Source organism: Bacteroidia bacterium (assembly GCA_033391075.1).
Lineage (GTDB): Bacteria > Bacteroidota > Bacteroidia > J057 > J057 > JAWPMV01.
Genome location: JAWPMV010000003.1, coordinates 140,841 through 163,305, shown reverse-complemented (window position 1 = coordinate 163,305; position 22,465 = coordinate 140,841). Strand labels below are relative to the sequence as shown.

Below are 22,465 nucleotides of genomic sequence, written 5' to 3'. Positions count from 1 at the left end.
TTGATTTTGGTTATTTCAGCTTTATTGAAATTCGAGCCGTTTTGAAAAGAAGGGAAGCAGCTTTTTATAAAATCTTCCCTTTTCTCCCATCAGTTGATTTCTATGGTCTCCGGAATAAACCTCAAAAAAATGATCGATTCCTGCTTCATGGAGACTTTTTGAAAAGGTCTGACTATTGAGTAGGATAAATGAAAATTCATCCTGATCCCCCACATCAAATCCGATCCCCTTGAGTAGGTCAAAGTTTTCCCGATAACTTTCAATCATCCGGATCGGTGATTTTTCCAACCACTTATTATAGGCTGGGTAATTAGGGGAAAGTTTACCATCTATTTCTTTAAATGGCATATCAACATAGAATGGAGGGCGTTCTATATTAGGGGAGAATGCCTGCGCTACCGTCACAGCTCCCATAGCCAGGAAATCATTAGTTTGTCTCAATTCATCAAAAGATTTGGCTCGGAGTACTTTCCGATAAAACTCCTGGTCTGAAGCTAAATCAGCCGTAAATTCTATAATCGCAGGACTCAATCCATAGACAAGGCTGTATATATCCGGATGTCTAATGGCCAATGAAAGGGCTCCGTATCCTCCCATAGAGTGGCCGGCAATGCCCCTGCTCTCTTTTTTTGCCAGGGTCCGGAAGTTCTCATCTACATAAGCCACCAGTTCTTCGGTTGTAAAATCTTCCCAATTGCCTGTAACTGGAGAATTGGTATAAAAACTTCCAAACCAATGCGTGTTTTGATCTGGCATAACAATAATCATTTCCCCAAACACTCCTTCTTTAATGCCATAATCCATTACTTCTTTGATATCTGTGAATTTTTCTCCTCCCAGGCCTGGGAGAAACCAGTCTTTATTCGTCCCTCCGATTCCATGTAGTAAAAAGATGACAGGATAGCGCTTGCTATTGTCTGTTTCATAAGAAGGAGGGAGATAAATGCTGATATTTCTGTCAGCAGATTCATTGCTAAGGCTTTGTTCCAAATGATGGCTATGAATACTCCTTTGAATTAGCTTCCCCTGATCCTGCGCGAATAAGGTTTGCAGAAAACAACTAAGGAAGACCAGCAATGCGAATAGTTTATTATTTTTCATTTGCAGATATTCTTTTGGAGGAAAGATTCAATTTGAATTTCACACGCATAAATTGCTACATGGAATTGTGAAATTTTTCTGAAGAAATTCCTCCAGCCTTAACTAGCCAGATATAAATCCGATCCCTTCAGCATAATTATTGCTATTTTTAAATCAACAAAAGGTGGATTTTGTCTCATCTGCTGGATTGCAAATGAAATACCTCAAGCATCTCATATTGATCCTTCTGGCCGGCCTTATGGTCTTTTCCTCTTTGGAGGGGCTCGACTGGATGAATAATCTTGAGGAAACGGAACTGACCGAGGTCAAGGATGGAAAGGAGTTTAATGAGGAATCCGAGGATAAAAAAGAGAAGGAGTCTGACTTCCCTTTAGGTTTCCTTTCTGCTTCCAGTCAATCATTCCTCCAGAATCTTCTCCTAAAAGTATCTTTTCAGGTCAGTAAAAACCGTAGTTACACCTGCAACAGCCTCCCCTTTTACAAATTGTATCAGTCCTACCTACATTATCACTAGAATTGTTGGAATTCTTTCTTTCTATGCGACCTCCCAGGGAGGTAGGCAGCCTTTATTTATATAAGAATTTCAAGCATTATCTCATGTCTGATAACACAAAAAAAAACTCCTTCTTCAGGAAAAGAAGTAAGCCTACAGCAACTTCTTCTGAAGCTGAAAATAAAGCCTTTATCCCAAAAACAGATCCTACGGGATTTGAAACCTTTGCGATGAACTACGCGAATCAAATCTGCCAGAACTTCGGGATCAAGTCTCGATCGAAATAAGATGGATACATGTGAATAAACCAGCCATCTAGCAGCCGCTTATGGACTATAGATGTTTTGCTAAATGATCATGAAAAATTATATCATCCTCCGTAACATGGAGAAAAGCGATCTCATCAAGGGAATTTATGACCTTGAGGACCTGGCCGTTTGTCATGACGATGGAGAGTTAAAAACTTTCACTTCGAGCAAACAATGTCGGGAATATATGGATCAGGAAGCCATAAAAGGCTCCATTGTCAAAATGAATCTGAAGCGATCTGAAAATTTGATTTGATACATAAAAAAGGGACAGAAAAATTCTGTCCCTTTTGCTTTTGAAAATGCAGGAGACGATTACACTCGCTCCTGCATAGGTCACATAATACTTAGTTCTTCTTTAAGTTGCTTTTGTTTTTAATAGCTTCAGAACTCATGGGTTTTGTCGTCAGGGTTTTCTTTTCCTCAGCCAGCTTTTCCACATTAAAGGAACCGGTTACCTTCATGCGGTAATCAAACTTGTTTGAGGCCAGACCTTTGGCGACAATGTGAATGGTCAGATACTTCTCATTTTTCATTCCTTTGAATTCAATGATCCGTTTTTGGCCCTCGGTATCCTTGCCTTTGTCAATGGACTTGCGTTTGCTGGTTTTGTAATTACCATCTACATCGTATTTGCAAACGGCGATATCAGCTCCATTTTTCCCACCCGTCTTGGTGATTTCTACCGTAACATTGTCAAAACTGCTGTTGGCCACATAAAAAGTTCTTTCCAGGTACAGCTTACCTTCCCAATTTCTGAAAGGAACTGTGAGGTTGACCGCTCCAGGACTTCCTTTATCTCCCACCACTTCTCCAATTGCTTTATAGGCATCGATTTGAGCTTTCTCGATCTTTTCACTGATTTCATCCAGATCGTCTACGGGAATAATCGTCCCTGCAATTAATTCTGCAGCTTCAGTTCGCAATTCAATTACAGTAGGAACAAGGCCATTGAAGACATCCGCTATTCTTGAGAATAGACTGGTACAAGATTGAGCCTGAGAGGCATTAAAAGTAAGTACTCCAAAAAGAAGGAGGAGGATACTACTACGAAATGTTTTCATAAGATTAAGTTTTGTGATTGATTATTGTTAAATCAAAGCTCAGGCTTTCCATTGCCATCCCCATCACCCCATCGGATGATTTTTCAGGGACTACATCCATGATCTGATCTCATTCATCGAATTTTTCTCAGAAAGCCAGCAAATCAGATATATTGAAGAAAATTCTTCCTATGAGATTTTCCGATCTGTGCTTTTTTTTCTGTATCAGTCTCCTCTTTTTCAGTTGTAAGCAGGTATCTGAACACAGTCATTTTTTCTTGCATTTGGCTGATTGGGGAAGAGAGGCAGCATTGAGTCAGGTAGAAAGTGTCTGCTTTGATTCGGCAAGTGATCTTTACTATGTATCAAATGGGAAGTCTTATCAGAAAGGCGTCGAAGGCTATATCTCTCGTTTTTCTGCAAAAGGTGAACTGCTGGAAGCAAAATGGATAGACTCTTTGCATCGTCCTACCGGAATGGCAGTAAAGCAGGATATCTTATATATAGCAGATGTAAATCGTTTACTGGCTATTGATACAAAGGCAGGGAAAATCATTCAAAGCTATCCCTCCCCTATTTCTGATCTGGGATTAAATGATGTTGCAATCAGCGCCGAGGGTGAGGTATTTGTCAGTGCATCATTTGTGCACGCAATCATGAAATTGGAAGGAGACAGCCTAACTGTATGGATGCAGGATGAAAAAAGCCTCGAGTATGCGAATGGATTATGTATAACAGGAAACAAGCTCTGGGTAGCAGGGATGAAGCTTACTCAACTCATGCTTGACAGTCAAAAGATGAAAGAGATTAAGCTCCCTGATGGCATCCAGGATTTTGATGGTGTTTTTGTGGGGCCCAAAGAAGAACTTTTGCTTAGTACTGTCGAAAACAGTTCTCTCTGGTATATAGATGAATCGGGGGAAAGCGAAAAATTGATAGCAGGAAAGGGATATTATCTGGGAGATTTCCATTATGATGGAAATAAAAACCTGTTGATTCCCCGGGGATCACATGAAAAAACAGAATACTTTATTTCTGCATTCCAGTTTTTACCCTAGAATATAATTGGCGCCAACCTAAAGGAAGTCAGCCCGACTGAGATTTATTTTGACAATTTGACCCCGGGATTCATGATCTTTCAGGTATTTCTGTGCCATATTTTTTGTTGGGAAATGTTTCATTTCACCTGCCTCATCACATAGGACTACATCGTCGAGGTCCATGATCCCTTTTAGGAGGACGTCTTCACTGACTTTCTGGATAATGATAAACTTACTCATGCTGTTTTTTTTTCTGAAAGGCTGCATAATCATATATAAGGCAAAACTCAGGTAAAAAAAGTTGCCCGACTTTCAGAAAAATTTACTATTCATTCAAAAAAGCCATAAAGGGGAATGGAGCCTCCTTATTTTTGTCTAAATGTTATAAGCCAGGCAACTTTTCCCCTCGCATCCGTGCCTTAAAGGAAATCCCCGGATTGCATTCTGCTGTATGCAAGAAAAACAACTGCTGAAAGCCTGTTTAGAAGGAAATGACATTGCTCTCAGAAAGCTTTATGAAAACCATAAGGTCAGACTTTTTATGATCTGTCTTCGCTACAGCAGGGACCGTGCAGAAGCAGAAGACATCTTGCAAGAAGGATTCATAAAGATTTTTAAAGACCTCAAACAATACGCCGGGAAAGGCAGTCTGGCTGGATGGATGCGAAAAGTAATGGTCCATACAGCCCTCAATCAACTAAGAAAAAGGAAAGGGAAATACACCTTCATCGAAGAAGAAGATCAGGGAGCATTCCCTCCCTCAGAAGATTTAACTTTTTCCAGATTATCCGCCAAAGAAATAACGGCTATGATCCAGCAGCTCCCCGATGGATATCGAACAGTTTTTAATCTCTATGCCATCGAGGGATATTCTCACAAGGAAGTCGCAGAGATGCTGGGGATCAGCGAAAGCACCTCGAAGACCCAACTATTTAAAGCGAAACGGATATTAAAAAAGAAGTTGGAATCTTTCATTTTGAATTGATAGAATGGAATCACAAGAACATAACGAAAACCTGGAGAATTATTTCCGAAAGAGGCTCGAAGAAGCGACTCAATCGGGATTAGCTGAGGATTGGAATAATCCTTCTCCAGAAGTTTGGACCCATATTCAGGAGGAATTTAAGCCTAGAAACTCGAAAAGGATTGTCTTTTACCAAAGAGCTGCCATCCTTCTTCTCCTCTTACTTTTATCCCTGACTTTCTACCAAAACCATCAACAGGAACAGAAAATAGGTGAGTTAAGTGAACGATTGGAAAGTTATGAAGAAAGTCTCCATGAGATAAAGTCAGAATTATCCGCTACACCGGATTTGGCGGCAGAAAAGGGTCCTTCAGAAGGGAAAGTAGCTTCTATTTTGGAGAAGAAAAGTTTTCGGGATCCTAAATCTGTGGAGAAAGCAGCAAGAAGTGATCGCAAAGAAAGCATTTCAGCAGCCAGGGACTTAGTTTCAAATAATCTTCCTCCGAATGAAGGCCTACCCACTCCTGATTTTGTTTTTGAACCGAGTAAAATTTCTATCACTCATTATACATCTGATGGCCTCAGGCCTCATCCCATTTACCTATCTCAACTTCCTTTGAATTTTCCTTCTCTCCTTTTTGAGGGAGAAGAATCTACAATTACTCGAAAGCAATCCTTCAAAGGAAAACGCAATTACGTCCGATTGCTTGCTGGACCTACTCTGTCAAGCTCAGACATGATTGTTCTTAATCCTGATAGAAATCAATTGAATTTTTCCTATGTCACAGCTGTACAAATTGGGAGGCAGTTAAATAAAAAGCTGAGCCTCGAACTGGGGGTTCAATATTTCAAACTCAATATAGAAAGTCGATCCTTTCACCTGGTTAATTTCAATAGAAATCAGGAAACCCTTACTGCTGATGGCCTTTATGAAAGTAGCTTCTCCTTTGAGTTGCCGGGACTGGAAAGCATGGAAAGTACGGAATTGGTAGTGAGTCGCGCGCAGGATGAAAGTATAGCAGATGATACTGCTCTCCCCATCGAAATTCTGACAGAGAACAGTAAGTCTTATCTTCAGATTCCGCTAGTACTTCAATATTCCATTGACATTAACAAATTCAGAATAGGACTGAGAGGGGGAATTCTCAATAGTTTTCGCCTTGATAATAAAACAGATATATCCGCCCTTTCTTTGGAAATCGAGGACTTTAATAGCCTGGACATAAAGCATCGCAGAGGTCCACGAGACAGAAGAAGAGACCAGATTTCTTACAGGCCCGCCATGACTGCAGGCTTGGGCATCGAGTATAACTTCAATGATAGAGTTGGCCTGGTCGTTCAACCCACCTATGAGCGGGATTTCGACAAAAGCAAAGTAAGGAGGAATAAGAAGATTTATTCCCAAAGCTTAAGCATAAACAGCGGTCTGGTATTTACATTTTAGTCAGGGCTTAAGGGTCTCTTCCCATTTTTTTCGGACAATTCCCTCTTCATACCCCATCCATTTTGCTACAACTCTGCCTTCCGGATTGATGAGGTAGAATTGCGGAATTCCACTGACACCATAGGAGGCCGGGATAATTCCATTTTCTCCTTCCCCATCCCACAAGTGCAGCAGTTTGGCATGTCCTTCCTTTGCATGCAATCGCTCCAGGCTTTGTTTCCAAAGAGATTCGCGGCTATCCAGTGAAAAGGAAATAATCTTCAGGCTTTCCTGCTCTTCTTCCTGCAATTTCGATAGCTCAGGAGCTGCAGCATAACAAGGCCCGCAAAAAGATGAGCCAAATTCTATGAGAAGAAATCGGTCATTGAGATCAGAAAAGGTATAGGTCTTTCCGGCTTCATCAAATACTTCAAAATCGATCAAATCATCCCCTATTTCCGGAACCTTCATTTTGCTTGCCTGAATATGACTGGCAATCCGTTTGGCAAAATCAAGCCCTTTCTTTTCTTCGGGAATTTTTTGGTACAATTCCTCCATTTTTTCAGCTGAAATTTTATCCTTCAAAAAATAGAGAGATGTGAGCGCAGGTGCGACATCCAGGTTCTCTTCTATGACTTTTAGTTGCTCTTCCTGATTATCCTTTAGCTTTCTTAGTCGGAGATAGACATCATTTACCTTACTCCCTTTAACCACAGCTTCAGAAAAATTCTCTTTATCTCCGGAAATACTCATGTTTTTATTTTCCCCATAGAAACGGAGGTTGGGATTGAACCCTTTTCCTGTCAGAAAAACTGAAGACGGACTTTCCTCCAGTAAATAAGAAATTCTAAAAGTTCCATTTTTGATTTTTGCAGAGTCCCGGACGCTTCCAACTCCTCCGATTGAGGTCCAAAGATAGAGATATGTCCCTTCTTCAAATCCCGTTAAAGTTGCGTCAATTCTGAGGCTGTCGTTTTGGGAAAAAATAGTTGATGCCCATAGAATGAGCATGAGAAAAGTGCTGAGTGTTTTCATAACGGATGGGTTAAATGTTTTATATAAGATAAGAAATATAGATCGCCAGCTCAATAACAAATTAATTCTCTATCCAGCTTATCGCATCCTCAATAATATTTTGGGGACTTGCTTCCTGATCTGGAGGAACAGAATCACCAAAGGTATTTCGATCCCTGTCTGCCATGAATGAAGTAGTGAGGAAAAGGGTCGAATTATCGCTCAGGCTGTAACTATTGTTGGAGGTGGACAATCCGCATGTTTCGGTTCCAAAACTTCGTGTATTCTCTCTGCCGATAAAGGCAATCGCTATGGCTTCGCCCGAACTAGCCAGCTGCTTGTCCTGCAATACCGCAACTTTGGGATCAGGATTGATCAATTGATAGGGATTGTTTATCTGGGTATTGGTGAAGAGATTGATGAAAGCTTTGCCATTGTCATATCCCCAGGCTGTGACATTGTTGTTGGGATCGATGAAATGTCCGGCTACCCCTTGGCCGAGAATCGGCCCTACGCCTGCTAGCATCGGCCACATATTTCCCCCGCCATTTCCTCTCAGATCCACAATCCAGCCTTTGATATTAGAAGAATCCTGATCTCTGATACTATTTTGAATGGCCTCAGCAAAGGAAATCGCTCGAGAATCATTTGAAGCTCCACTGAAAGAGCGAATGCGCACGTAGCCAATATCATCAGGCAAAGGAGGTTCTCTCACAATCGGTGCCTGACAAATCAGTCCATTTTCTCCACTAATAAAGCTTCCAAAAGGAGTTCGAAAAAAACTATGTTTATCATCAATCCGCGTCAGTGCCCGGCGAATCCCTTCATAGGTATCGGAAGTATTCTGGGCTGCCCCCACTAGTTCTGTCACTTCTGTTCGTAAAGCCGGCCAATCAATCTCCTTCCGCTTGAGGGAATTTTGCTCCATGATATCAAGTACCTCTGTTAGAAAGCGCTCTGCTTCTTCTGAAATAACGGGCACTTCTTCTTCACAGGAAAGTAAAAAGGGGATGAGGAGAAAGAGAAAGAGGTATTTTTTCATCGTAGCCATATTAAAAGACAGTTTTTGAAGTCTTTTGATAGTGCCTGATTTCCGAGAAATGTATGATTCTGTAGTATAAAATCTCTTTCTCCTCAGAATGTTTCAGAAATGTTTATCTATCGCTATTTTCAAAAATTTGTCCTCCCTTTATGATGGTTTTCTTTGATAAAAAGTTCATCGGATCTGAAAATGGGTCCTTTTCAAATATCAGCAAGTCTGCTTTCTTCCCTGCTTCAATACTTCCGTATTGATCTGTTAATTGCATACTTTCATAGCCATTGTAGCAGGCGATTTGTAGAATATCCTCGGTGCTAAAGCCAGCGCCTTTCATCAGAATCAATTCCGAAAGCAAAGCTTTTCCTCCATATCGGCAATCCGTCCCGATTCTGATTTTTACCCCTTTGTCATGGGCCATTTTCAGGTAGTACATCAGGCTTTCAAAAGCTGGCTCTATTTGGCTTTTTAGTTTACTCGAAAAAGCTGGTAAATGAGGCTCATCTCTTTTAGGAAAATGTTCGAAGGATGAGAAAAAAGAGGTCTTGCCCGCCGTGGCTGCCAGTATGTGAATAGTCGTACTGATACTGGCTCCTTCTTCGGCCATTCGATCCAGAAGTTCGACCATCTTTGCATGACTTTCAGGATTGTCTTTTACATAGCCAAAGAAAAATGACATAGCTGCGGCAAATTCATCCGTGCTCTGAATTCTCGGTATATCATATTTTTCATTGACCACTTTCCATGCATTATCATCTTTAAGTGCGCTTACAGCCAGGGTGAAAAAATGCTCGAAATTCTTTACCCCCAGATCCATGGCATTTTGAATCGTCACAATGTTATTGTCAATATGGCCGAAGGGGATCAATCCTTCTTTATGGGCTTCCTTTACGATCGCTTTCATATCCCTTTTCTGCAATCGCCAATACAATTTGATATGCCTTAGTCCCATTTCTGCATACTTCCTTACTTTCTCCCTTCCTGAATCCGGGCCCATGACCTCTGTATGATTCATATACGTTTGTCTGCTTTCATCAGAAATCATGGCTCCTCCTGCAATAAATAGATTGGGATGAGTGGGGCTCGGATTTTTCTGCCAGTTCAGACTGGTACTCATCCAGGATTCGGGTTGGCCCATACCCGTGATGGTCGTCGTACCATAGGCCAGGTAATTATCCCTGAGTTTATTGCGGTAGGGAATGAGAGAGTCTTTCACGATGGGCCATGCTGTGAACTCATTCTGGTTTTCGAAGATCAGATTCAGATGGGCATGAGTATCAATAAATCCAGGAACTACCAATCTTCCTTTTCCGTCAATTGTTTGCTTCGCATTTACTTTTGCTGAAACATCTACAATGGCTGTGATCTCATCCCCATTGATAAGAATGGTTTTTCCTTTTTGGATCTCTTTAGTCTGGGTGTCGAAAACATTTACTCCAACGATCGCCAGATCATGCTTTTTGGGTAAATCCTCAGTTCCCATTATACAGAAAAAATAAAGGAGGAGGGCTGTACAAATTTTTGTGAGGCTCATGTGCTCGTATGCTAATTGATTAAAAAAGATTATCTCTAAATTGGAAAGTTTAGCAATAGAGATGAGCATATTTAGACGAATAGCTAAAATCTGACGATAGATAAAGGGCCAGCTACTACCAATTCAATTCGTCTGCTCAATCACGAGATACTTCGCCAAAGTGTGTCCCTGACTCTCCCAATTGCCCGTAAAGTCCTTCGGTATGATAAATAGGTCGCCAGCGTAGAATTTATGTTCTTCGCCGGAAGCGTCCTTTACTATTAGGTGACCCGAAAGCAAGGAAATGAGTTGCTCCTTTGCCGGGACAGTAATCTGTACTATCCTCGGTTTCTCTGTCAGAACGGAAATGCGGAGTTCGTCGCCCACAAATAGCTCTTCCTTATAGGTATCCTTTCCTTTCCAGTCTATATGGATGCCTGACAAGAGATCTTTGTCAAAAAGTTTAGGTAATTGTCCCTTTGAGCGCTTTACTTCCGGAGCGCGCTGAGTCGTAATCACAGAAAGTTCGTAATGAATATTGTCTGCGGCCATGACTTCCCATTCTCCGGTAAAGCCTTTTGGAATGGCAAAATGTTCTTCACTTTGAAAATAGAGGTCTTCTCCCCCATCCGCCTTTGCCCGGGACTTGCCATGATAGATGTAGACATACTCATCAATCGAGAAATTGTCCATCCGAGTGGTCCAGGATTGGCTGGAGACTATGTACACACTGATCTCTTCACCCCGATACAAATTTCTTTGAAAAAATTTCCGATCGGGTTCCTGTTTAAGTTTTATCGGTTTTAATCCTAAACCTGAGAGACCCGCCTTGTCAATTTTCAGGGGCCGAATAAGGCTTGCCTCTTTTTCCTGTGCATAGCTAGCTAGAGAGAAAAAGGAGAAAATAAGTAGGAGGAAGAGCACTTTCTGTTTCATCATCATTGTTTTTGTACAATGATAAGGCGATGTCAATCTCCCAGCGGTCTTATATTATAAAATACGCCTACGGAATTATCATTTTGAACTGTGCTGGAGCAATTGTCGACTTTTGAAACTGGCAGGAGTTTCTCCACTCAGTTTTTTGAAAATGCTGTAGAAAGAGGATTTTGAATTAAAGCCTACTTCATAGGCGATGGCTTCGATGCTCAAATTCTCTTCCTGCAAAAGCAAAGCTTTCGCATACTCAATCCGATACTCATTGATAAACAGGGAATAACTCTTACCCAGGTTGTCATTGAGGAGTTGAGATAATTGATGACGAGGAATATGGAGCTGCTTAGCAAGGCCTTCTAAGGTAAGTTTAGGCTGGAGAAATAATTGTCCGGCTTCTACTTTCTGTTGGAGTTTTTCAATCAATTCATCTGCCTTTTCATCCTCAATCTTTTTCCCATTATATCTTTTACTTGCTTTGGGGAGCTGATGTAAATGAGTATAGTACCAAATGATCGAAATGTAGAAAATAAAAGAGAAAAGCACAGGTCCCAGGATATAGGTAGTGAATAAGGAAATAGCAAAGCCCAAACAGCTGGCACAAAGCGCAACATAAAGCAATAAATTCCCTTTTTCTTCAAGTGAGAGTTTCTGTCCCTGAAAGAACTTTCGCACACTTTCCCTCAATAAAAAGCCGCCTCCAATCAGATACAGCGTCAATACTATGTGCAGGCTAAAACGAATCGTAAAATCCCACATCAGCGGATATAGATCGAAGGGATAGAGGATTCCTCCTAGTAAGACGATCAAGCCAGCAATCCCTATATGAGCCATGGAAGACTGTAGAGTAGCTTTGCCCTTCTGTCGAAGATATTCTACCAAAAAGACCCCCATAAGTACATGGGCAGAAAGCCCAAGCTGTATCAAGCTTCTGCTGATTTCATGTTCAAAAAAATAGATGCAGGAAACACCAACCCTAATTCCCATACAGAGGAAGATACAAGACAGAATAAAAGAGGAGGAAGCAGCTTTAACATTCCTGAATAAGACATAAGCAGCCAGTAAAAAGACATTAAATACACCGAGTGCGCTGAAGAAGAAAAGAATTTCTCGAGAAAGCATAGGAGTGTAGCGTTAATTTTTAGGTACCACCTTGATTTACGCCTATGCCTCCGAGAATGTTAAGAATTAATTGCCTTCCAATTCTTCTGCCAATGAATTCCAGCTTTTGACTAAGATTTCATTTCTGGCTCTCTTTTCTGCATCAAGTTGACGGATATCTCTTTGTATCGGGCGAAAGAGGTCCAGAATTACCCATATTGTCAAAAGCAGAAGGGAAAGGAGTAGGAGATTTTTCATACAACTGATCCTTTAAAGGAGCAGTTTATCTACGAGAACAATGCTAAGATTGGATTTTTCGATTATTTCTTTTTGCGTTTGGATTCATAGGGTTTTTGCTCATCCAGATCAATCGCCTCAAAAAAGATCACTTTCAGAGATTCGATTAGCTGAGCGTCCAATTCTTTTATGATTATGCTCCTCAATTGTTTTCGTCCTTTGCTTTCGAGAATTCCCTGTTCATTTGACAATTCATTTCCCCTAAAAAAAGCCAGTTCAAAAGCATTGTCTTTGATGGCTTTGAAGTAGCAAATCCAGCTCTTGCGATAATAGGCAGGATTGCCAAAACTGACCTTAGAAGTCAGCCCAAATTCCTCGCACAACATCTGATGGAAAAATTCCATGAGTTTCTGCACCTTTTCCGGCTGTGAATAAATGATATCTTCTGCTTTATTCATTTTGGGTGATTGGTTTATGCAAACAAAAGGTCATTTCGAGGCTTGGTCGCGGGAAGGCATGAGTGCCGAGAAAACCTGCTTTTAGAGGGAAGCAATACAAGGTCTCTCCGCTCGCAAGCCAGCACTCGAGCCAAACGTCGAGATGACCTTACTATGTTTTCCCTTAAAGTTTTACTCTCCCCTAAATATAAAGCCTAAATGGATGAGATAACTTCTTTCCTCAAAATTTACGAGATTTGCTTAAACTCAGGAAAAATATGAAAGAGACGAGCTGGAAAAACTATGGATTGGAATTTCTGTCAATTTTCATCGCGGTGATTTCTGCCTTTGCCTTAACCAACTGGCAGGAGAATCAAAGAGAAAGAGAAGCCGAATTAAAAATTTTGACTGAAATCCAGCACGGACTCGAAAAGGACATCGAGGATGTTTTACTCAATATAAAAGGACATGAGGCAGGTTTAAAGGCCTGCTCCTATTGGGCCCGGCTCGTCAATGGTCAGGAAACTTCTACTGATACCTTGCGGGAGTATTACCTTGACTTGACACGGGATTTTATCTCCATTCAAAATGTAAGCGGTTATGAGACCCTTAAATCCCGGGGATTGGAATTGATAGAAGACGACTCCCTGAGATTTGACATCATATCCTTGTACGAATACGATTATGAAATCCTGCTAAAGTTTGAGGAGGAGTATCAGGAAATGCAGTTTCAACGCTCTTATTACCACGAGCTCAATGATATCATAGCCCCAAATCTGCTTTTTGATGAAAGAGGAGATATCGCGGATATAGAACTCCCCCTTAAGATCAGTTCCAAAGAGAAAAAATTATTCCTCAGCTACCTCTGGAAGATCAATATCAACCGTAATTTCATTCTCAGATATTACAAGGCTCTGAAAGGAAAGTTGGAAAAATTACAGACTAAAATAGACAGTCATTTGGCAAGTTAAGCTTGCGAGCATCCAGCTTTCCTTGTAACCTTTTCAACTTCTATTTCTCTATTAGGTGTATGTCAAATCGCTGACAGCTGCTCAATCTTCGTTAGGGTTTTTCCCTGGAAGATGTTAGTATCATTAAATCTCAAAAGCAACTATCCTATAGCCCGTAGCTCTACCTCCGTATTCATTAGATTAAATTTTTCGGTATGAAATCCCTATTCGGAGGTAACAGATCCCCTTACTTTATTGCTATCTTATTTTTTCTTTTTGCTTGTCAGCCAGATGGAGTTGAGCCCAACAATATCATTGCTGAAGAGACCTATCAGGGAGTTGATCAAAGACTCTGGTCCTATTTTGCGGATTTTGAAGAAGAAGGTCGGAATCGGGGATATGATATTGACATCCGCGCACGTTTCATTACCGGTGAAATCAAAGAGATCGAACAGGAACACGTAGCTGGCCAATGCCAGTTTAATTTCCGTGCCCCTAATCATATCATCATAGACCAAGAATTCTGGGATGAGGTCCCGCAGACCTCCTTCCGGGAAATGATCATATTTCATGAACTGGGCCACTGCTATCTGGGACAGGATCATAGAGAAGGGGTCCTTGATAGAAATATATGTGCCAGCATTATGCGCAGTGGAAATGAGCCCTGTTTCGACAATTACACCTCAGCTACACGAGAATACTACCTGGACGAATTATTTAATTTCGATGCCTCAGGTAACTGATATAGCCTACGGCACTCGATTAGCAACTATCTCAATACTTCTAAAGTAGCGATTCCGGATACAGGTACGTTTAGTGCCTGTATCCCTCTTTGAGCTCGGATGACTTCTTCCAGCACAGAACTTTAGGCTGCTGCCACATCCTGTGCATAAAATAGATTTAGAGTAAAAATTAGTACGATAGGAACCTTTAAATGATCCGAAATCTGGCCAAAAAACGGGCTGGCCGAAAGATCTCCTCAGGTTTGAGGATTAAGTAGTTTCATCGTACTTTTAATTTGATTTTATTAATTAAGTTTATTGCAGCCTGCGCAGATTTTCTCGGAGGCTGTTTTCGTTTTTTTACTTTAGCAGCACAGCGTTTTTGTCATGTGCTTTTTTGCATTTAGGTTTACGGATAGATTATGATTAGAGTGATTTCCGTCTGATTATGGGACTACTCAGGGAAATCTAACCAGCTTCTACTGACTGGGCGAAATGGAGCAGGATACCTGTGGGGTCCCAAACATGGCAAACAAGATCACCATGGGGCTGTTTGACTGGGGCATTTATTCTCGCTTTACCAAAATCTCCTTCCTCTATGAGCTTGCGGGCATGCTCATACCAAGCTTGAACATTTTCTACATTAATGTAAAACATAAAATTATTTGCCCAGCCTTTGTGATAGTATTTTTGAAGGAAAAAGCGAACCCCTCCTAATTCCATTTCCGCATAATTTCCATCCGACCAATTGCATGTCCATCCCAATGCCTTATAGAAAGAGACAGAAAGTTCAAAATCCTTAGTAGGAGCAAAGACTTTTACGTCAGTAACGCTCAATTGGCCTGTCATGGTTTACATAATTAAATTTAGCTACAACAAGAAGCTCCTTCCTTTCCCCCAGCTTCTTGAATGGGGGGACAGTCAACACTCCCATAAGAACAATAGACGCAGCAATCGCCTTTTTGGGGTTTCAGAAGCTTTTGACAATTTTCACACTCATAGAAAAATTGACAGGCATTGGTAGGCATGGTTTCTTCCTTTTCATGCTCACAATGGGGGCAAGTAATTATTGAATTTAACTTGATTTCAATTGAAGGGCTTGATGCATCCATATACTTACTCTTTTTTTGTATTTGAAACTTTAGATGCTGTGATTTTATAGCCAGTAGTTTTTACAGCCTCCATGATTTTCTCTGGATTAGTCTTCGCAGGATCAAATTCTATTTCAGCTTTCCCTTTGGCATAGGATGCCTTAGCTTTTTGAATTCCCTCGAGCTTTTTGGCTGCTTGCTCTACGTGGGACTCACATCCGGTGCAAGTCATTCCTTTTATATCTAATACCAGTTTTTGGGTAGGTTTTTCCTGAAAAGTTGCTGTTGTGGTAAGCTCTTTCTGAGGATAAAAAGCATGAGAGTAATATGGAAAAGCCAACATCAATCCGGCAAAGAGAGAAACCATTCCCAGAAATGCTCTTGATTGTATAAATGGGGTCTTTCCTTCTTCTTCACAAGCGCAATCTATTTCTTCTTGTCTTTGTGGTTTTAGTTTCAGATACCATGCAAAGCCAATAATTGAAATGCTTAACCCAATGAGAAAGGGTCTAAATGGCTCTACCCAGGAGAAACTCGCAGCCATACCACTTGTACCTGCCAGTAAGGCCAGTACAGGTGTAATACAACACAAAGATGCAGCCAGAGCACTTAGTATCCCCATGCCGGCCCATTTGTTGGAGACTGATTTACTTGCCATATTATTTATTCGCTTTTAACTCAAAAAATTCACTCTCAGAGATTTCAAGAAAGGATAAAAGAGTATCCAGAAACACAATCTGTTTTTCCTGAATTTGGTAAAAAATGGTTTGTCCAACTCTTTCAGGTTTTACAAAGCCTCCATCTTTGAGCTTACGTAGATGTTGGGAAACCGCAGCCATTGTCATGCCCAATACATCACTTAAATCACAAACACATAATTTCCCATTCCGATGAAGTAGAAACAAAATAGAGAGACGAACCTTATTGCCTGCCAGACCTAGTCCTTTTGCTAAGTGATCAAGCTCCCGGTTTTTTGCTTTTAGCAGAGACTTGCCTTGCTCTATGGCTTCCTGATCAGCGTATACACGAACACAAACAGAGCTTGATTTTTTCATATTTCGAAGATAAAGGTATTAAAGTATTTAAGCAAATGCTTAAATACTGAATCTGCACCTATGTTTCCATATCTGCTTTAGTGTCTGGGCTTGATTAGGCCAGTTTCATAATCTTTACGGGATTGCTGCGTCCCTTCACTTCTACTTCAAGGAAAGGTTGTTTGATGGCTTCTTGTTCTTCAAGCTTATTGAAGACCTCCTCGGTGATGATAAATTGAGACTTGTAGGTTTTGTTGAGTTGTTCTACCCGGCTGGCAATGATGACAGGATTGCCGGTAATAGAATACTGTTTCCTGGCTTCGGTACCGACATTGCCGGTAACGACAAAGCCTGCGTGCAGACCGATCCCAATTTTGGTTTCAGGAATAATATCCGCTTCATTTCGCTCTTTGACTTCCTGCAAAATTTCCTGTGCCGCGTGATAGGCATTCTGGCAGTCATTCCCATGAGAAACCGGTGCTCCAAAACTTGCCATAAATCCATCTCCCAGAAGTTGATTGATGTTGCCATTATATTTATGAACTACATCGATCATAAAACCAAATACTTCATTTTGATAGGAAATGAGTTCTTCCGGAGTCATTTTCTCAGCCATGGGGGTGAAGTCCCGAATATCGAGAAACATGATGCAGACAAATTTTCGGGCAACAACCTCATTAAAGTTACTGCTCAGGAGTTCGGCTGCCACATCCCCGGAAACGTGTTGCTTAAGGAGCTTAACAATCTTTTGCTCGGCACCAACCAGCTTCTTTCTGGTTTTCTCCAAATCCCGGTAAGCAATGGTAAGTTTTTTATGTTCGCGCTTTTTGGTATGGTATAAATAATAGGTGATACCCCCTCCCAGCAAGATCAAAAAGGCAATCAGGAATGCCCCATTTCTTCGTAGGACTTCCTGCTCTCTTTCTTTCTCCAGAACTTCCACTTTCGCATCTACCTTATCTTTTTGCAATTTCAATTGGATGAGTTCATTTTCTCTTTGAGTTGCCTCCGCAGAAGCAATGAGACTATCAGCTAGGATACTTGCTGTGAGTTCCTGATATAGTTTAAAATATTCTAATGATTTTTTGAAATTGTTTTGGCGGGCAAACCTTTCGGAAATGTTTTTCAGGTTCTTTTTTTCTTTTCGGATAGAATCCTGATCTGCATTGTTAAATATATAGGTCCGAATCTCAGGGGTTTTGGGCTTATTAAAAATTTTCCCAAATTCCGGATCCCTGATCTTAATAGAATCGATGCCTTTAACTTCTGCAATTACCCCATTGAGAAAAGTCCGTGCTTCTTCGTGCTTGTCCAGGCTATCCAGAAGAAAAGCCAATTGCAGATTTACTTCCTGCAATTTTTCTTTATCTCCTTTTTCCTTTAACAATTCTGCGGCTCCTTTATACGCATCAACTGCCTCCTCATAAGCTTTGTTTTCCTTATTGATCTTGGCTGCGAAAAGTTTTCCGTGAATCAGAAAGTCCTTCTTAGCATTTTCAACCTTATCATTGGAAAAAAGATCACCAATAGGTTTGGTAACCAGTCTTTCTCCAATATTAGTGAGTTCAGCTAAATCCTCGACTCCTTCAAAGTCATCTTCTATTTCATCCAGATAATCCTCTATCTCATCTTCATAGGTATCTGTATCCAGAACTGCTGCAAGCTTTTCGGCTCCTTTAAAGCTCTTGTAGGACTCAAGCAAATTCTTTTTCTCTAAATAAAGCTTTCCAAGGAGGAAGTGGGATATAAACCATTGATATTGTCCATCATAATCCTTTGATCTGACATCTGGAGAATAGTGTTGGCGGCCATACTTCACCGCCTTTCGGGCATACTTTTGTGCTTTATTTAAATTTCTGTTCTCATAATACTCCGCCAGTTTATTATAAGCATCCAGTTTATCATGACCTTCCAAGTCTTCAACCAGCTCCTCCAGATGCTCAATATGCGTATCCTGGCCTTTAAGAAAGCCAGGGAAACTGAATAAACAGGAGAAGATCAATATTCCCAGGGAAAACTTTTGAATGTTGATAATGTAGGATTGTGCCATAAGCTAGCCGAGCTTTAATCCTTAAAATAAGGATTATCACAGAGACCTAAAAGCATTTGGCAGAAGCTATTCCTTATTCTAAAGGAAGTTCGGCGGCAAGTTTTCGGGCCATATCAGCAGCAAGCAAGATATTGGACTCCTTCTTCCTTTGCTCATCATTAGGACGCATCAACCAGTATTCTTCTGATGCAAGCAATTCTACTTCTTTCTCGAGCAGGATTGTTTCCATGATTCTCCTGGCTCGTGAGGTAGAACCACTTCCTACAGTAAGGGCAACTACCTTTTCCCCTTTCAGTCCATCCATATTTTCCATAAAAGACCTCAATATCCAATCCGGCTCCCAATTGTAGGTATTGGTACAGAACACATAGAGATCGTATTCATAGGGATCCTGTCTCACAGCCGCAGATACACTGAGTATATCAATGCCCCATTCTTCCCGGTCTAAACCTTCAGCAAATGACTTACATACCTGCCAATCCAGATTATAGATAGGATCAGGATCATATACGATCAAAGCACGCTTATCCAATTCCTGTCTGATTCGCAGTTCTATTTCTGAACCCGGAAGTTCTACCCATACACTAAGTGTTCCCCAAAGGAGAGCCAGAGCCAATATAACTTTCAGCAAAATCTTCATCCCATCTTTTCTCCAAAATTAGGAGGATGGGAAAGAAAGAGGAATGAAGAAAATCAAAGGAGAAGATGACAAAAATTAGCGCCTCCTGATGATATTATCGAACATATATTTTCTCAGCTGCCAGGACCTGAGACTGATCTTTGATGAGCAGGATATATACTCCTTCGGGCAGCTGAGCCTTGAGGGAAATAATTTCATCTCCGATCAAGCTTTGAACTTCCACTACTCTAGCTGCCAGATCTAGCAATTCAAGTTGATAGGATTTACCCGAAATCATTTCGGTGCAAGTGAAGGGTGTTTGGGCAGTATACGGGTTGGGGAAATTACAATTGAGTGGAATAGATTCGACTTCTTCTATCAAGGCTTCCTGATGGGTTTTTCCATAAATAAGCTTATAGGCAATCAGAGACCAATCTTGTGTTCCCCACTCCCAAAATTCCTCTTCCTCCCTGTAAAGCTTTCCTGTTTGATCATATTTGAAACTGAAGCGCTTTACTTTATCCCACTCCTGGCCTACAGGATAGGTTTGATACTCTATAATCTCTTTGAGATAACCATCTTCCTGATAAGTACTCTCATACCTCCGCATTTTTAAGTCTTGCTCATCGTAGATCTTTTCATCTATCAGTCTTCTTTCCTTATCATAGGAATAATTCGCCCGCCCTGCAAAATCCCATTCTCCATTTTGCGCATTCCAGATGTAAGCCCGATAATATTCGATCTTTCCCTCTTCGTTCTGCCCAATTTCTATGCGGGCATATTTTTTCCAGCTTTCCGAAGCTAAATCCCATTTATAACTATCTCGGGTGTGCCTTTTATCAGATAAATAGGTATAGAATTCCTTCTCATGCTTCTTCCAAAAGGAGCTTCCCATCGTGAGTTTATGGGTATAGATTTCTAATTCCTCTCCTGAATGATGATATAGAGTTGTATCTCTTCGGGTCTTCCACCACTTTGCCGTTGCTTTATCCCAGGTGTGAGATAAGCGTACTGCCTTCTTCCCATGCCCGCTATGATACGTAAAGTGAATATTCTTATTTGGTTTCAAGCTTTCAGTAGCGTAATCCCAAACCCATTGAATCTGAGATTCAAGCCTCTGCCAATCTTTCCATATCCAGTATTCCTGAGAGGATATGTGAAATTCATTGCCTCGCCAGTTTTTGACATAGCCAATCACAGAGTCTTTTTGAATACCAAAATCAGCTTGCTTAAGGACTTCCTGGGCAGAAAGGGATATAGAAAGAATGGAGCCAAGGAAAAACAGGGATACTTTTCTCATCGCTTGGTAGTAGAAATAGATCAGACAGATTCAGAAGTTATATATAATTTATAACATATGTAAATTTTTCTATTAACTCTAAAAAAAAACCTTCCCCTTTAGGGATTTTCAAAATTGCTTAACTTATGCAAACCTAAGACGAAGCTTTTTTAACAATGAAACGCCATATCTCTCTACTGCTATTGCTCATGATGGGTCTGGGTATTTTTGCCCAAACGGAAAAGATCGATGCACTCCTCGAGCAGGCTCAATCTGCAGAAGCGGAACCTGCCTTACAGCATCTTAAACAGGCACTTGACCTATCGGAGCAGGAGAACTATGCAAAAGGTATTTTCTCCAGCATTGATGAACTGAGTAGCCTATATGAAAATCAAGGGGCATTTGCCGAAGCAGGAAAATTGTATGAGAAAGGCCTCATCTATTCAGAGAAATTTGGGGATACAGAACAAAGTGCCATCTATCATAGCAATCTTGCCATTATTCATTATTACCTCGGAGACTGGGAGGCATCTGTTGCAGGATTTAAAGATGCGCTTAAGCTCAATGAAGAGCTGGGTAGGCGAGAGAAAGTCGCTGATGGATATGCCAACCTTGCCAATCTTTACCAAATGGAAGGCAAGCATGTAGAAAGCGTAGACTATTATCTGGAAGCTATCCGGATATTTGAGGAAATCGGTTTACAAAATGGAGTAGGAACCACGATCTTTAATCTCGCGAATCTATACCACCAGCGCGAGGAGGATTCTACTGCCTTTGACTATTTCAATCAGGCTGAACTCATATTTCGTGCAGAAAAGGATAGTGCCTCTTTAGCCAGAAGCCTTAGTTCCAAAAGTGTATCCTATTTTAATTGGAAAGAATACGATCAGGCTGAAATACTCCTCGATGAAGGATTGATAATTGCTCAAAATATCGGAGACACCCAGGCTCATATGCATATTCTGTATAAACTGGGGACTCTCTACAATTATCAGGGTAGAACTGAAAAAGCGGAACGCTCATTGAAGCAGGCATTTGATATGGCAGAGGAGCAGCAAAGCAGTCAACATATTTGTTGGATCAAATTGGAATTGGCCTTGAGTGAAAAAGCAAAAGGAAATTATACTAAAGGACTGCAGCTTTTGGATGAATCCATGCAAATTGCTCAGGAGATAGGAATGGGTGAATATTTCCATGAGATCAGCAAGATCAAAGCTGAATTGCTGGAAGAATTACCGGATTATCGAGCAGCTCTGGATACCTATAAAGATTATGCGAGCCAGAGAGACAGCCTTTTGACCGAAAAGAAAAATAGTCGAATCGCAGAGCTTCAAACCATATATGAAACAGAGAAAAAGGACAAGGAAATTGCCATACTTGAAAAAGATGCGGTTCTCTCTCAACTCCGAATCTATGGCATGTCCGCAGGCCTGATTGCCCTTGTCCTGATTGGCTTCCTTCTTTTGAATCAGCAGAGGATGAAAAGGGAGAAGGATCGGGAAATTTTTAGTCAGAGACAACAAATCCATGAGCAACAACTTCAGGTGGCCCATATGGAGCGAGAGCAAATGGCACAGGAACTCAATTCGCAAGTGCTCAACTTTTGCAGGAAGAATGAGTTTTTGCAAGGATTAAAAACAGATATGCAATCCCTGGAAGAAGAGAAGCAGGGCAGAGAAATTAAGAACCTCATCCGCAAAATAGATCGCGATCTCAAAGGCGACCATGATTGGGAATCTTTCCTCCAATCCTTTTCTCAGGTTCATCCTGGCTTTACCTACAGCCTCACTCAACGCTACGAAGGCATCACTCCAAATGAAATTCGTCTGGCCAGTCTCATGCGCATGAATCTCTCCGGCAAAGAGATCGCGGCTATGCTCAATATCTCAGCCGAAGGTGTCAAAAAGGCGCGACATCGTTTGCGTAAAAAATTGAGCCTTGAACCCGAAGTAAATTTGCAGGACTTTCTCCTTCGTTTGTAAGTATTTTTCGCCTGTCCCCCCTTTGTCCCCCCCTCTTTTTTGGCAGGAGAGGGCGATTTCCCCATCTTGAGCTCAAGAAATCAAAAAAGTATCTGGCC

The 22,465-nt window shown here is 41.1% G+C and carries 26 protein-coding genes; 9 read left to right on the top strand and 17 right to left on the bottom strand.

The window, feature by feature from the left end:
* Window positions 1–21 precede the first annotated feature (21 nt).
* Window positions 22–1,101 carry an alpha/beta hydrolase-fold protein gene (locus R8P61_33840; GenBank protein ID MDW3652106.1) on the bottom strand — a complete coding sequence of 360 codons (1,080 nt, stop codon included), beginning with the start codon at window positions 1,099–1,101 and terminating at the stop codon, window positions 22–24.
* Between the two features lie 163 nt (window positions 1,102–1,264).
* Here R8P61_33840 and R8P61_33835 point away from each other — a divergent pair, with 163 nt between their 5' ends.
* From R8P61_33835 to R8P61_33825, 3 genes are all read left to right on the top strand, one after another.
* Window positions 1,265–1,615 (top strand): hypothetical protein, encoded by a 351-nt coding sequence (locus tag R8P61_33835; protein MDW3652105.1) that lies wholly within the window; start codon window positions 1,265–1,267, stop codon window positions 1,613–1,615.
* An 83-nt stretch (window positions 1,616–1,698) separates the two neighbouring features.
* A complete protein-coding gene (locus R8P61_33830; GenBank protein MDW3652104.1) occupies window positions 1,699–1,881 on the top strand; it encodes a hypothetical protein in 183 nt (60 codons plus the stop codon).
* 70 nt (window positions 1,882–1,951) lie between these two features.
* Window positions 1,952–2,158 carry a hypothetical protein gene (locus R8P61_33825; protein MDW3652103.1) on the top strand — a complete coding sequence of 69 codons (207 nt, stop codon included), beginning with the start codon at window positions 1,952–1,954 and terminating at the stop codon, window positions 2,156–2,158.
* A 91-nt stretch (window positions 2,159–2,249) separates the two neighbouring features.
* Here the strand turns inward: R8P61_33825 and R8P61_33820 are convergent, their stop codons facing one another.
* Window positions 2,250–2,966: a hypothetical protein gene (locus R8P61_33820; GenBank protein ID MDW3652102.1), complete on the bottom strand. Its 717-nt coding sequence runs from the start codon at window positions 2,964–2,966 to the stop codon at window positions 2,250–2,252.
* Between the two features lie 170 nt (window positions 2,967–3,136).
* On the opposite strand from R8P61_33820, the gene R8P61_33815 reads away from it, so the two are divergent.
* Window positions 3,137–4,003, top strand: coding sequence for a hypothetical protein (locus R8P61_33815; GenBank protein MDW3652101.1), 867 nt, complete (start codon window positions 3,137–3,139; stop codon window positions 4,001–4,003).
* An 18-nt stretch (window positions 4,004–4,021) separates the two neighbouring features.
* On the opposite strand, the gene R8P61_33810 is transcribed toward R8P61_33815, so the two are convergent.
* Window positions 4,022–4,225, bottom strand: a complete 204-nt coding sequence (locus tag R8P61_33810; protein MDW3652100.1) for a hypothetical protein — start codon at window positions 4,223–4,225, stop codon at window positions 4,022–4,024.
* Between the two features lie 211 nt (window positions 4,226–4,436).
* On the opposite strand from R8P61_33810, the gene R8P61_33805 reads away from it, so the two are divergent.
* Together R8P61_33805 and R8P61_33800 are read left to right on the top strand one after the other, a co-directional pair.
* Window positions 4,437–4,970, top strand: a complete 534-nt coding sequence (locus R8P61_33805) for an RNA polymerase sigma factor (protein MDW3652099.1) — start codon at window positions 4,437–4,439, stop codon at window positions 4,968–4,970.
* Between the two features lie 4 nt (window positions 4,971–4,974).
* Entirely contained in the window at window positions 4,975–6,393 is a 1,419-nt protein-coding gene (locus R8P61_33800; protein ID MDW3652098.1) for a hypothetical protein, read from the top strand.
* On the opposite strand, the gene R8P61_33795 is transcribed toward R8P61_33800, so the two are convergent.
* The 7 genes from R8P61_33795 to R8P61_33765 all read right to left on the bottom strand — a co-directional run bounded on the left by R8P61_33795 (window position 6,394) and on the right by R8P61_33765 (window position 12,661).
* The gene (locus tag R8P61_33795; protein MDW3652097.1) at window positions 6,394–7,407 is read right to left on the bottom strand and encodes a TlpA disulfide reductase family protein; all 1,014 of its coding nucleotides are present in this window, start codon (window positions 7,405–7,407) and stop codon (window positions 6,394–6,396) included.
* Between the two features lie 61 nt (window positions 7,408–7,468).
* The gene (locus R8P61_33790; GenBank protein ID MDW3652096.1) at window positions 7,469–8,437 is read right to left on the bottom strand and encodes a S41 family peptidase; all 969 of its coding nucleotides are present in this window, start codon (window positions 8,435–8,437) and stop codon (window positions 7,469–7,471) included.
* 103 nt (window positions 8,438–8,540) lie between these two features.
* A complete protein-coding gene (locus R8P61_33785) occupies window positions 8,541–9,956 on the bottom strand; it encodes an amidohydrolase family protein (GenBank protein ID MDW3652095.1) in 1,416 nt (471 codons plus the stop codon).
* Window positions 9,957–10,079: 123 nt separating this feature from the next.
* Complete coding sequence (locus R8P61_33780) at window positions 10,080–10,877, bottom strand: cupin domain-containing protein (protein MDW3652094.1); 798 nt, start codon at window positions 10,875–10,877, stop codon at window positions 10,080–10,082.
* A 72-nt stretch (window positions 10,878–10,949) separates the two neighbouring features.
* Window positions 10,950–11,987 (bottom strand): helix-turn-helix domain-containing protein, encoded by a 1,038-nt coding sequence (locus R8P61_33775; GenBank protein MDW3652093.1) that lies wholly within the window; start codon window positions 11,985–11,987, stop codon window positions 10,950–10,952.
* A gap of 66 nt (window positions 11,988–12,053) precedes the next feature.
* The gene (locus R8P61_33770; GenBank protein ID MDW3652092.1) at window positions 12,054–12,224 is read right to left on the bottom strand and encodes a hypothetical protein; all 171 of its coding nucleotides are present in this window, start codon (window positions 12,222–12,224) and stop codon (window positions 12,054–12,056) included.
* Between the two features lie 62 nt (window positions 12,225–12,286).
* Complete coding sequence (locus R8P61_33765; GenBank protein ID MDW3652091.1) at window positions 12,287–12,661, bottom strand: DUF1801 domain-containing protein; 375 nt, start codon at window positions 12,659–12,661, stop codon at window positions 12,287–12,289.
* A 257-nt stretch (window positions 12,662–12,918) separates the two neighbouring features.
* Between R8P61_33765 and R8P61_33760 the strand changes: the two genes are divergently transcribed.
* Both R8P61_33760 and R8P61_33755 read left to right on the top strand, forming a co-directional pair.
* Entirely contained in the window at window positions 12,919–13,611 is a 693-nt protein-coding gene (locus R8P61_33760) for a hypothetical protein (protein ID MDW3652090.1), read from the top strand.
* 194 nt (window positions 13,612–13,805) lie between these two features.
* A complete protein-coding gene (locus R8P61_33755) occupies window positions 13,806–14,333 on the top strand; it encodes a hypothetical protein (protein MDW3652089.1) in 528 nt (175 codons plus the stop codon).
* Window positions 14,334–14,780: 447 nt separating this feature from the next.
* On the opposite strand, the gene R8P61_33750 is transcribed toward R8P61_33755, so the two are convergent.
* The 7 genes from R8P61_33750 to R8P61_33720 all read right to left on the bottom strand — a co-directional run bounded on the left by R8P61_33750 (window position 14,781) and on the right by R8P61_33720 (window position 20,406).
* Window positions 14,781–15,161 carry a hypothetical protein gene (locus R8P61_33750; protein MDW3652088.1) on the bottom strand — a complete coding sequence of 127 codons (381 nt, stop codon included), beginning with the start codon at window positions 15,159–15,161 and terminating at the stop codon, window positions 14,781–14,783.
* Between the two features lie 17 nt (window positions 15,162–15,178).
* Window positions 15,179–15,403, bottom strand: a complete 225-nt coding sequence (locus tag R8P61_33745; protein ID MDW3652087.1) for a GDCCVxC domain-containing (seleno)protein — start codon at window positions 15,401–15,403, stop codon at window positions 15,179–15,181.
* Window positions 15,404–15,428: 25 nt separating this feature from the next.
* The gene (merTP, locus tag R8P61_33740; GenBank protein MDW3652086.1) at window positions 15,429–16,061 is read right to left on the bottom strand and encodes a mercuric transport protein MerTP; all 633 of its coding nucleotides are present in this window, start codon (window positions 16,059–16,061) and stop codon (window positions 15,429–15,431) included.
* Window position 16,062: 1 nt separating this feature from the next.
* Complete coding sequence (locus R8P61_33735; GenBank protein ID MDW3652085.1) at window positions 16,063–16,458, bottom strand: metalloregulator ArsR/SmtB family transcription factor; 396 nt, start codon at window positions 16,456–16,458, stop codon at window positions 16,063–16,065.
* Window positions 16,459–16,552: 94 nt separating this feature from the next.
* Window positions 16,553–18,487, bottom strand: a complete 1,935-nt coding sequence (locus R8P61_33730) for an adenylate/guanylate cyclase domain-containing protein (protein ID MDW3652084.1) — start codon at window positions 18,485–18,487, stop codon at window positions 16,553–16,555.
* Between the two features lie 73 nt (window positions 18,488–18,560).
* Window positions 18,561–19,127 (bottom strand): hypothetical protein, encoded by a 567-nt coding sequence (locus R8P61_33725; GenBank protein ID MDW3652083.1) that lies wholly within the window; start codon window positions 19,125–19,127, stop codon window positions 18,561–18,563.
* A 94-nt stretch (window positions 19,128–19,221) separates the two neighbouring features.
* The gene (locus R8P61_33720; protein MDW3652082.1) at window positions 19,222–20,406 is read right to left on the bottom strand and encodes a hypothetical protein; all 1,185 of its coding nucleotides are present in this window, start codon (window positions 20,404–20,406) and stop codon (window positions 19,222–19,224) included.
* Window positions 20,407–20,561: 155 nt separating this feature from the next.
* Between R8P61_33720 and R8P61_33715 the strand changes: the two genes are divergently transcribed.
* Window positions 20,562–22,367: a tetratricopeptide repeat protein gene (locus R8P61_33715; GenBank protein ID MDW3652081.1), complete on the top strand. Its 1,806-nt coding sequence runs from the start codon at window positions 20,562–20,564 to the stop codon at window positions 22,365–22,367.
* Window positions 22,368–22,465: the final 98 nt, after the last annotated feature.

Bases quoted from the DNA above. Each gene is read 5' to 3' on its own strand.
- R8P61_33840 (MDW3652106.1), bottom strand. From the start codon at position 1,101: ATGAAAAATAATAAACTATTCGCATTGCTGGTCTTCCTTAGTTGTTTT.
- R8P61_33830 (MDW3652104.1), top strand. From the start codon at position 1,699: ATGTCTGATAACACAAAAAAAAACTCCTTCTTCAGGAAAAGAAGTAAG.
- R8P61_33825 (MDW3652103.1), top strand. From the start codon at position 1,952: ATGAAAAATTATATCATCCTCCGTAACATGGAGAAAAGCGATCTCATC.
- R8P61_33820 (MDW3652102.1), bottom strand. From the start codon at position 2,966: ATGAAAACATTTCGTAGTAGTATCCTCCTCCTTCTTTTTGGAGTACTT.
- R8P61_33815 (MDW3652101.1), top strand. From the start codon at position 3,137: ATGAGATTTTCCGATCTGTGCTTTTTTTTCTGTATCAGTCTCCTCTTT.
- R8P61_33810 (MDW3652100.1), bottom strand. From the start codon at position 4,225: ATGAGTAAGTTTATCATTATCCAGAAAGTCAGTGAAGACGTCCTCCTA.
- R8P61_33805 (MDW3652099.1), top strand. From the start codon at position 4,437: ATGCAAGAAAAACAACTGCTGAAAGCCTGTTTAGAAGGAAATGACATT.
- R8P61_33800 (MDW3652098.1), top strand. From the start codon at position 4,975: ATGGAATCACAAGAACATAACGAAAACCTGGAGAATTATTTCCGAAAG.
- R8P61_33795 (MDW3652097.1), bottom strand. From the start codon at position 7,407: ATGAAAACACTCAGCACTTTTCTCATGCTCATTCTATGGGCATCAACT.
- R8P61_33790 (MDW3652096.1), bottom strand. From the start codon at position 8,437: ATGGCTACGATGAAAAAATACCTCTTTCTCTTTCTCCTCATCCCCTTT.
- R8P61_33785 (MDW3652095.1), bottom strand. From the start codon at position 9,956: ATGAGCCTCACAAAAATTTGTACAGCCCTCCTCCTTTATTTTTTCTGT.
- R8P61_33780 (MDW3652094.1), bottom strand. From the start codon at position 10,877: ATGATGATGAAACAGAAAGTGCTCTTCCTCCTACTTATTTTCTCCTTT.
- R8P61_33775 (MDW3652093.1), bottom strand. From the start codon at position 11,987: ATGCTTTCTCGAGAAATTCTTTTCTTCTTCAGCGCACTCGGTGTATTT.
- R8P61_33770 (MDW3652092.1), bottom strand. From the start codon at position 12,224: ATGAAAAATCTCCTACTCCTTTCCCTTCTGCTTTTGACAATATGGGTA.
- R8P61_33765 (MDW3652091.1), bottom strand. From the start codon at position 12,661: ATGAATAAAGCAGAAGATATCATTTATTCACAGCCGGAAAAGGTGCAG.
- R8P61_33760 (MDW3652090.1), top strand. From the start codon at position 12,919: ATGAAAGAGACGAGCTGGAAAAACTATGGATTGGAATTTCTGTCAATT.
- R8P61_33755 (MDW3652089.1), top strand. From the start codon at position 13,806: ATGAAATCCCTATTCGGAGGTAACAGATCCCCTTACTTTATTGCTATC.
- R8P61_33750 (MDW3652088.1), bottom strand. From the start codon at position 15,161: ATGACAGGCCAATTGAGCGTTACTGACGTAAAAGTCTTTGCTCCTACT.
- merTP (MDW3652086.1), bottom strand. From the start codon at position 16,061: ATGGCAAGTAAATCAGTCTCCAACAAATGGGCCGGCATGGGGATACTA.
- R8P61_33735 (MDW3652085.1), bottom strand. From the start codon at position 16,458: ATGAAAAAATCAAGCTCTGTTTGTGTTCGTGTATACGCTGATCAGGAA.
- R8P61_33730 (MDW3652084.1), bottom strand. From the start codon at position 18,487: ATGGCACAATCCTACATTATCAACATTCAAAAGTTTTCCCTGGGAATA.
- R8P61_33725 (MDW3652083.1), bottom strand. From the start codon at position 19,127: ATGAAGATTTTGCTGAAAGTTATATTGGCTCTGGCTCTCCTTTGGGGA.
- R8P61_33720 (MDW3652082.1), bottom strand. From the start codon at position 20,406: ATGAGAAAAGTATCCCTGTTTTTCCTTGGCTCCATTCTTTCTATATCC.
- R8P61_33715 (MDW3652081.1), top strand. From the start codon at position 20,562: ATGAAACGCCATATCTCTCTACTGCTATTGCTCATGATGGGTCTGGGT.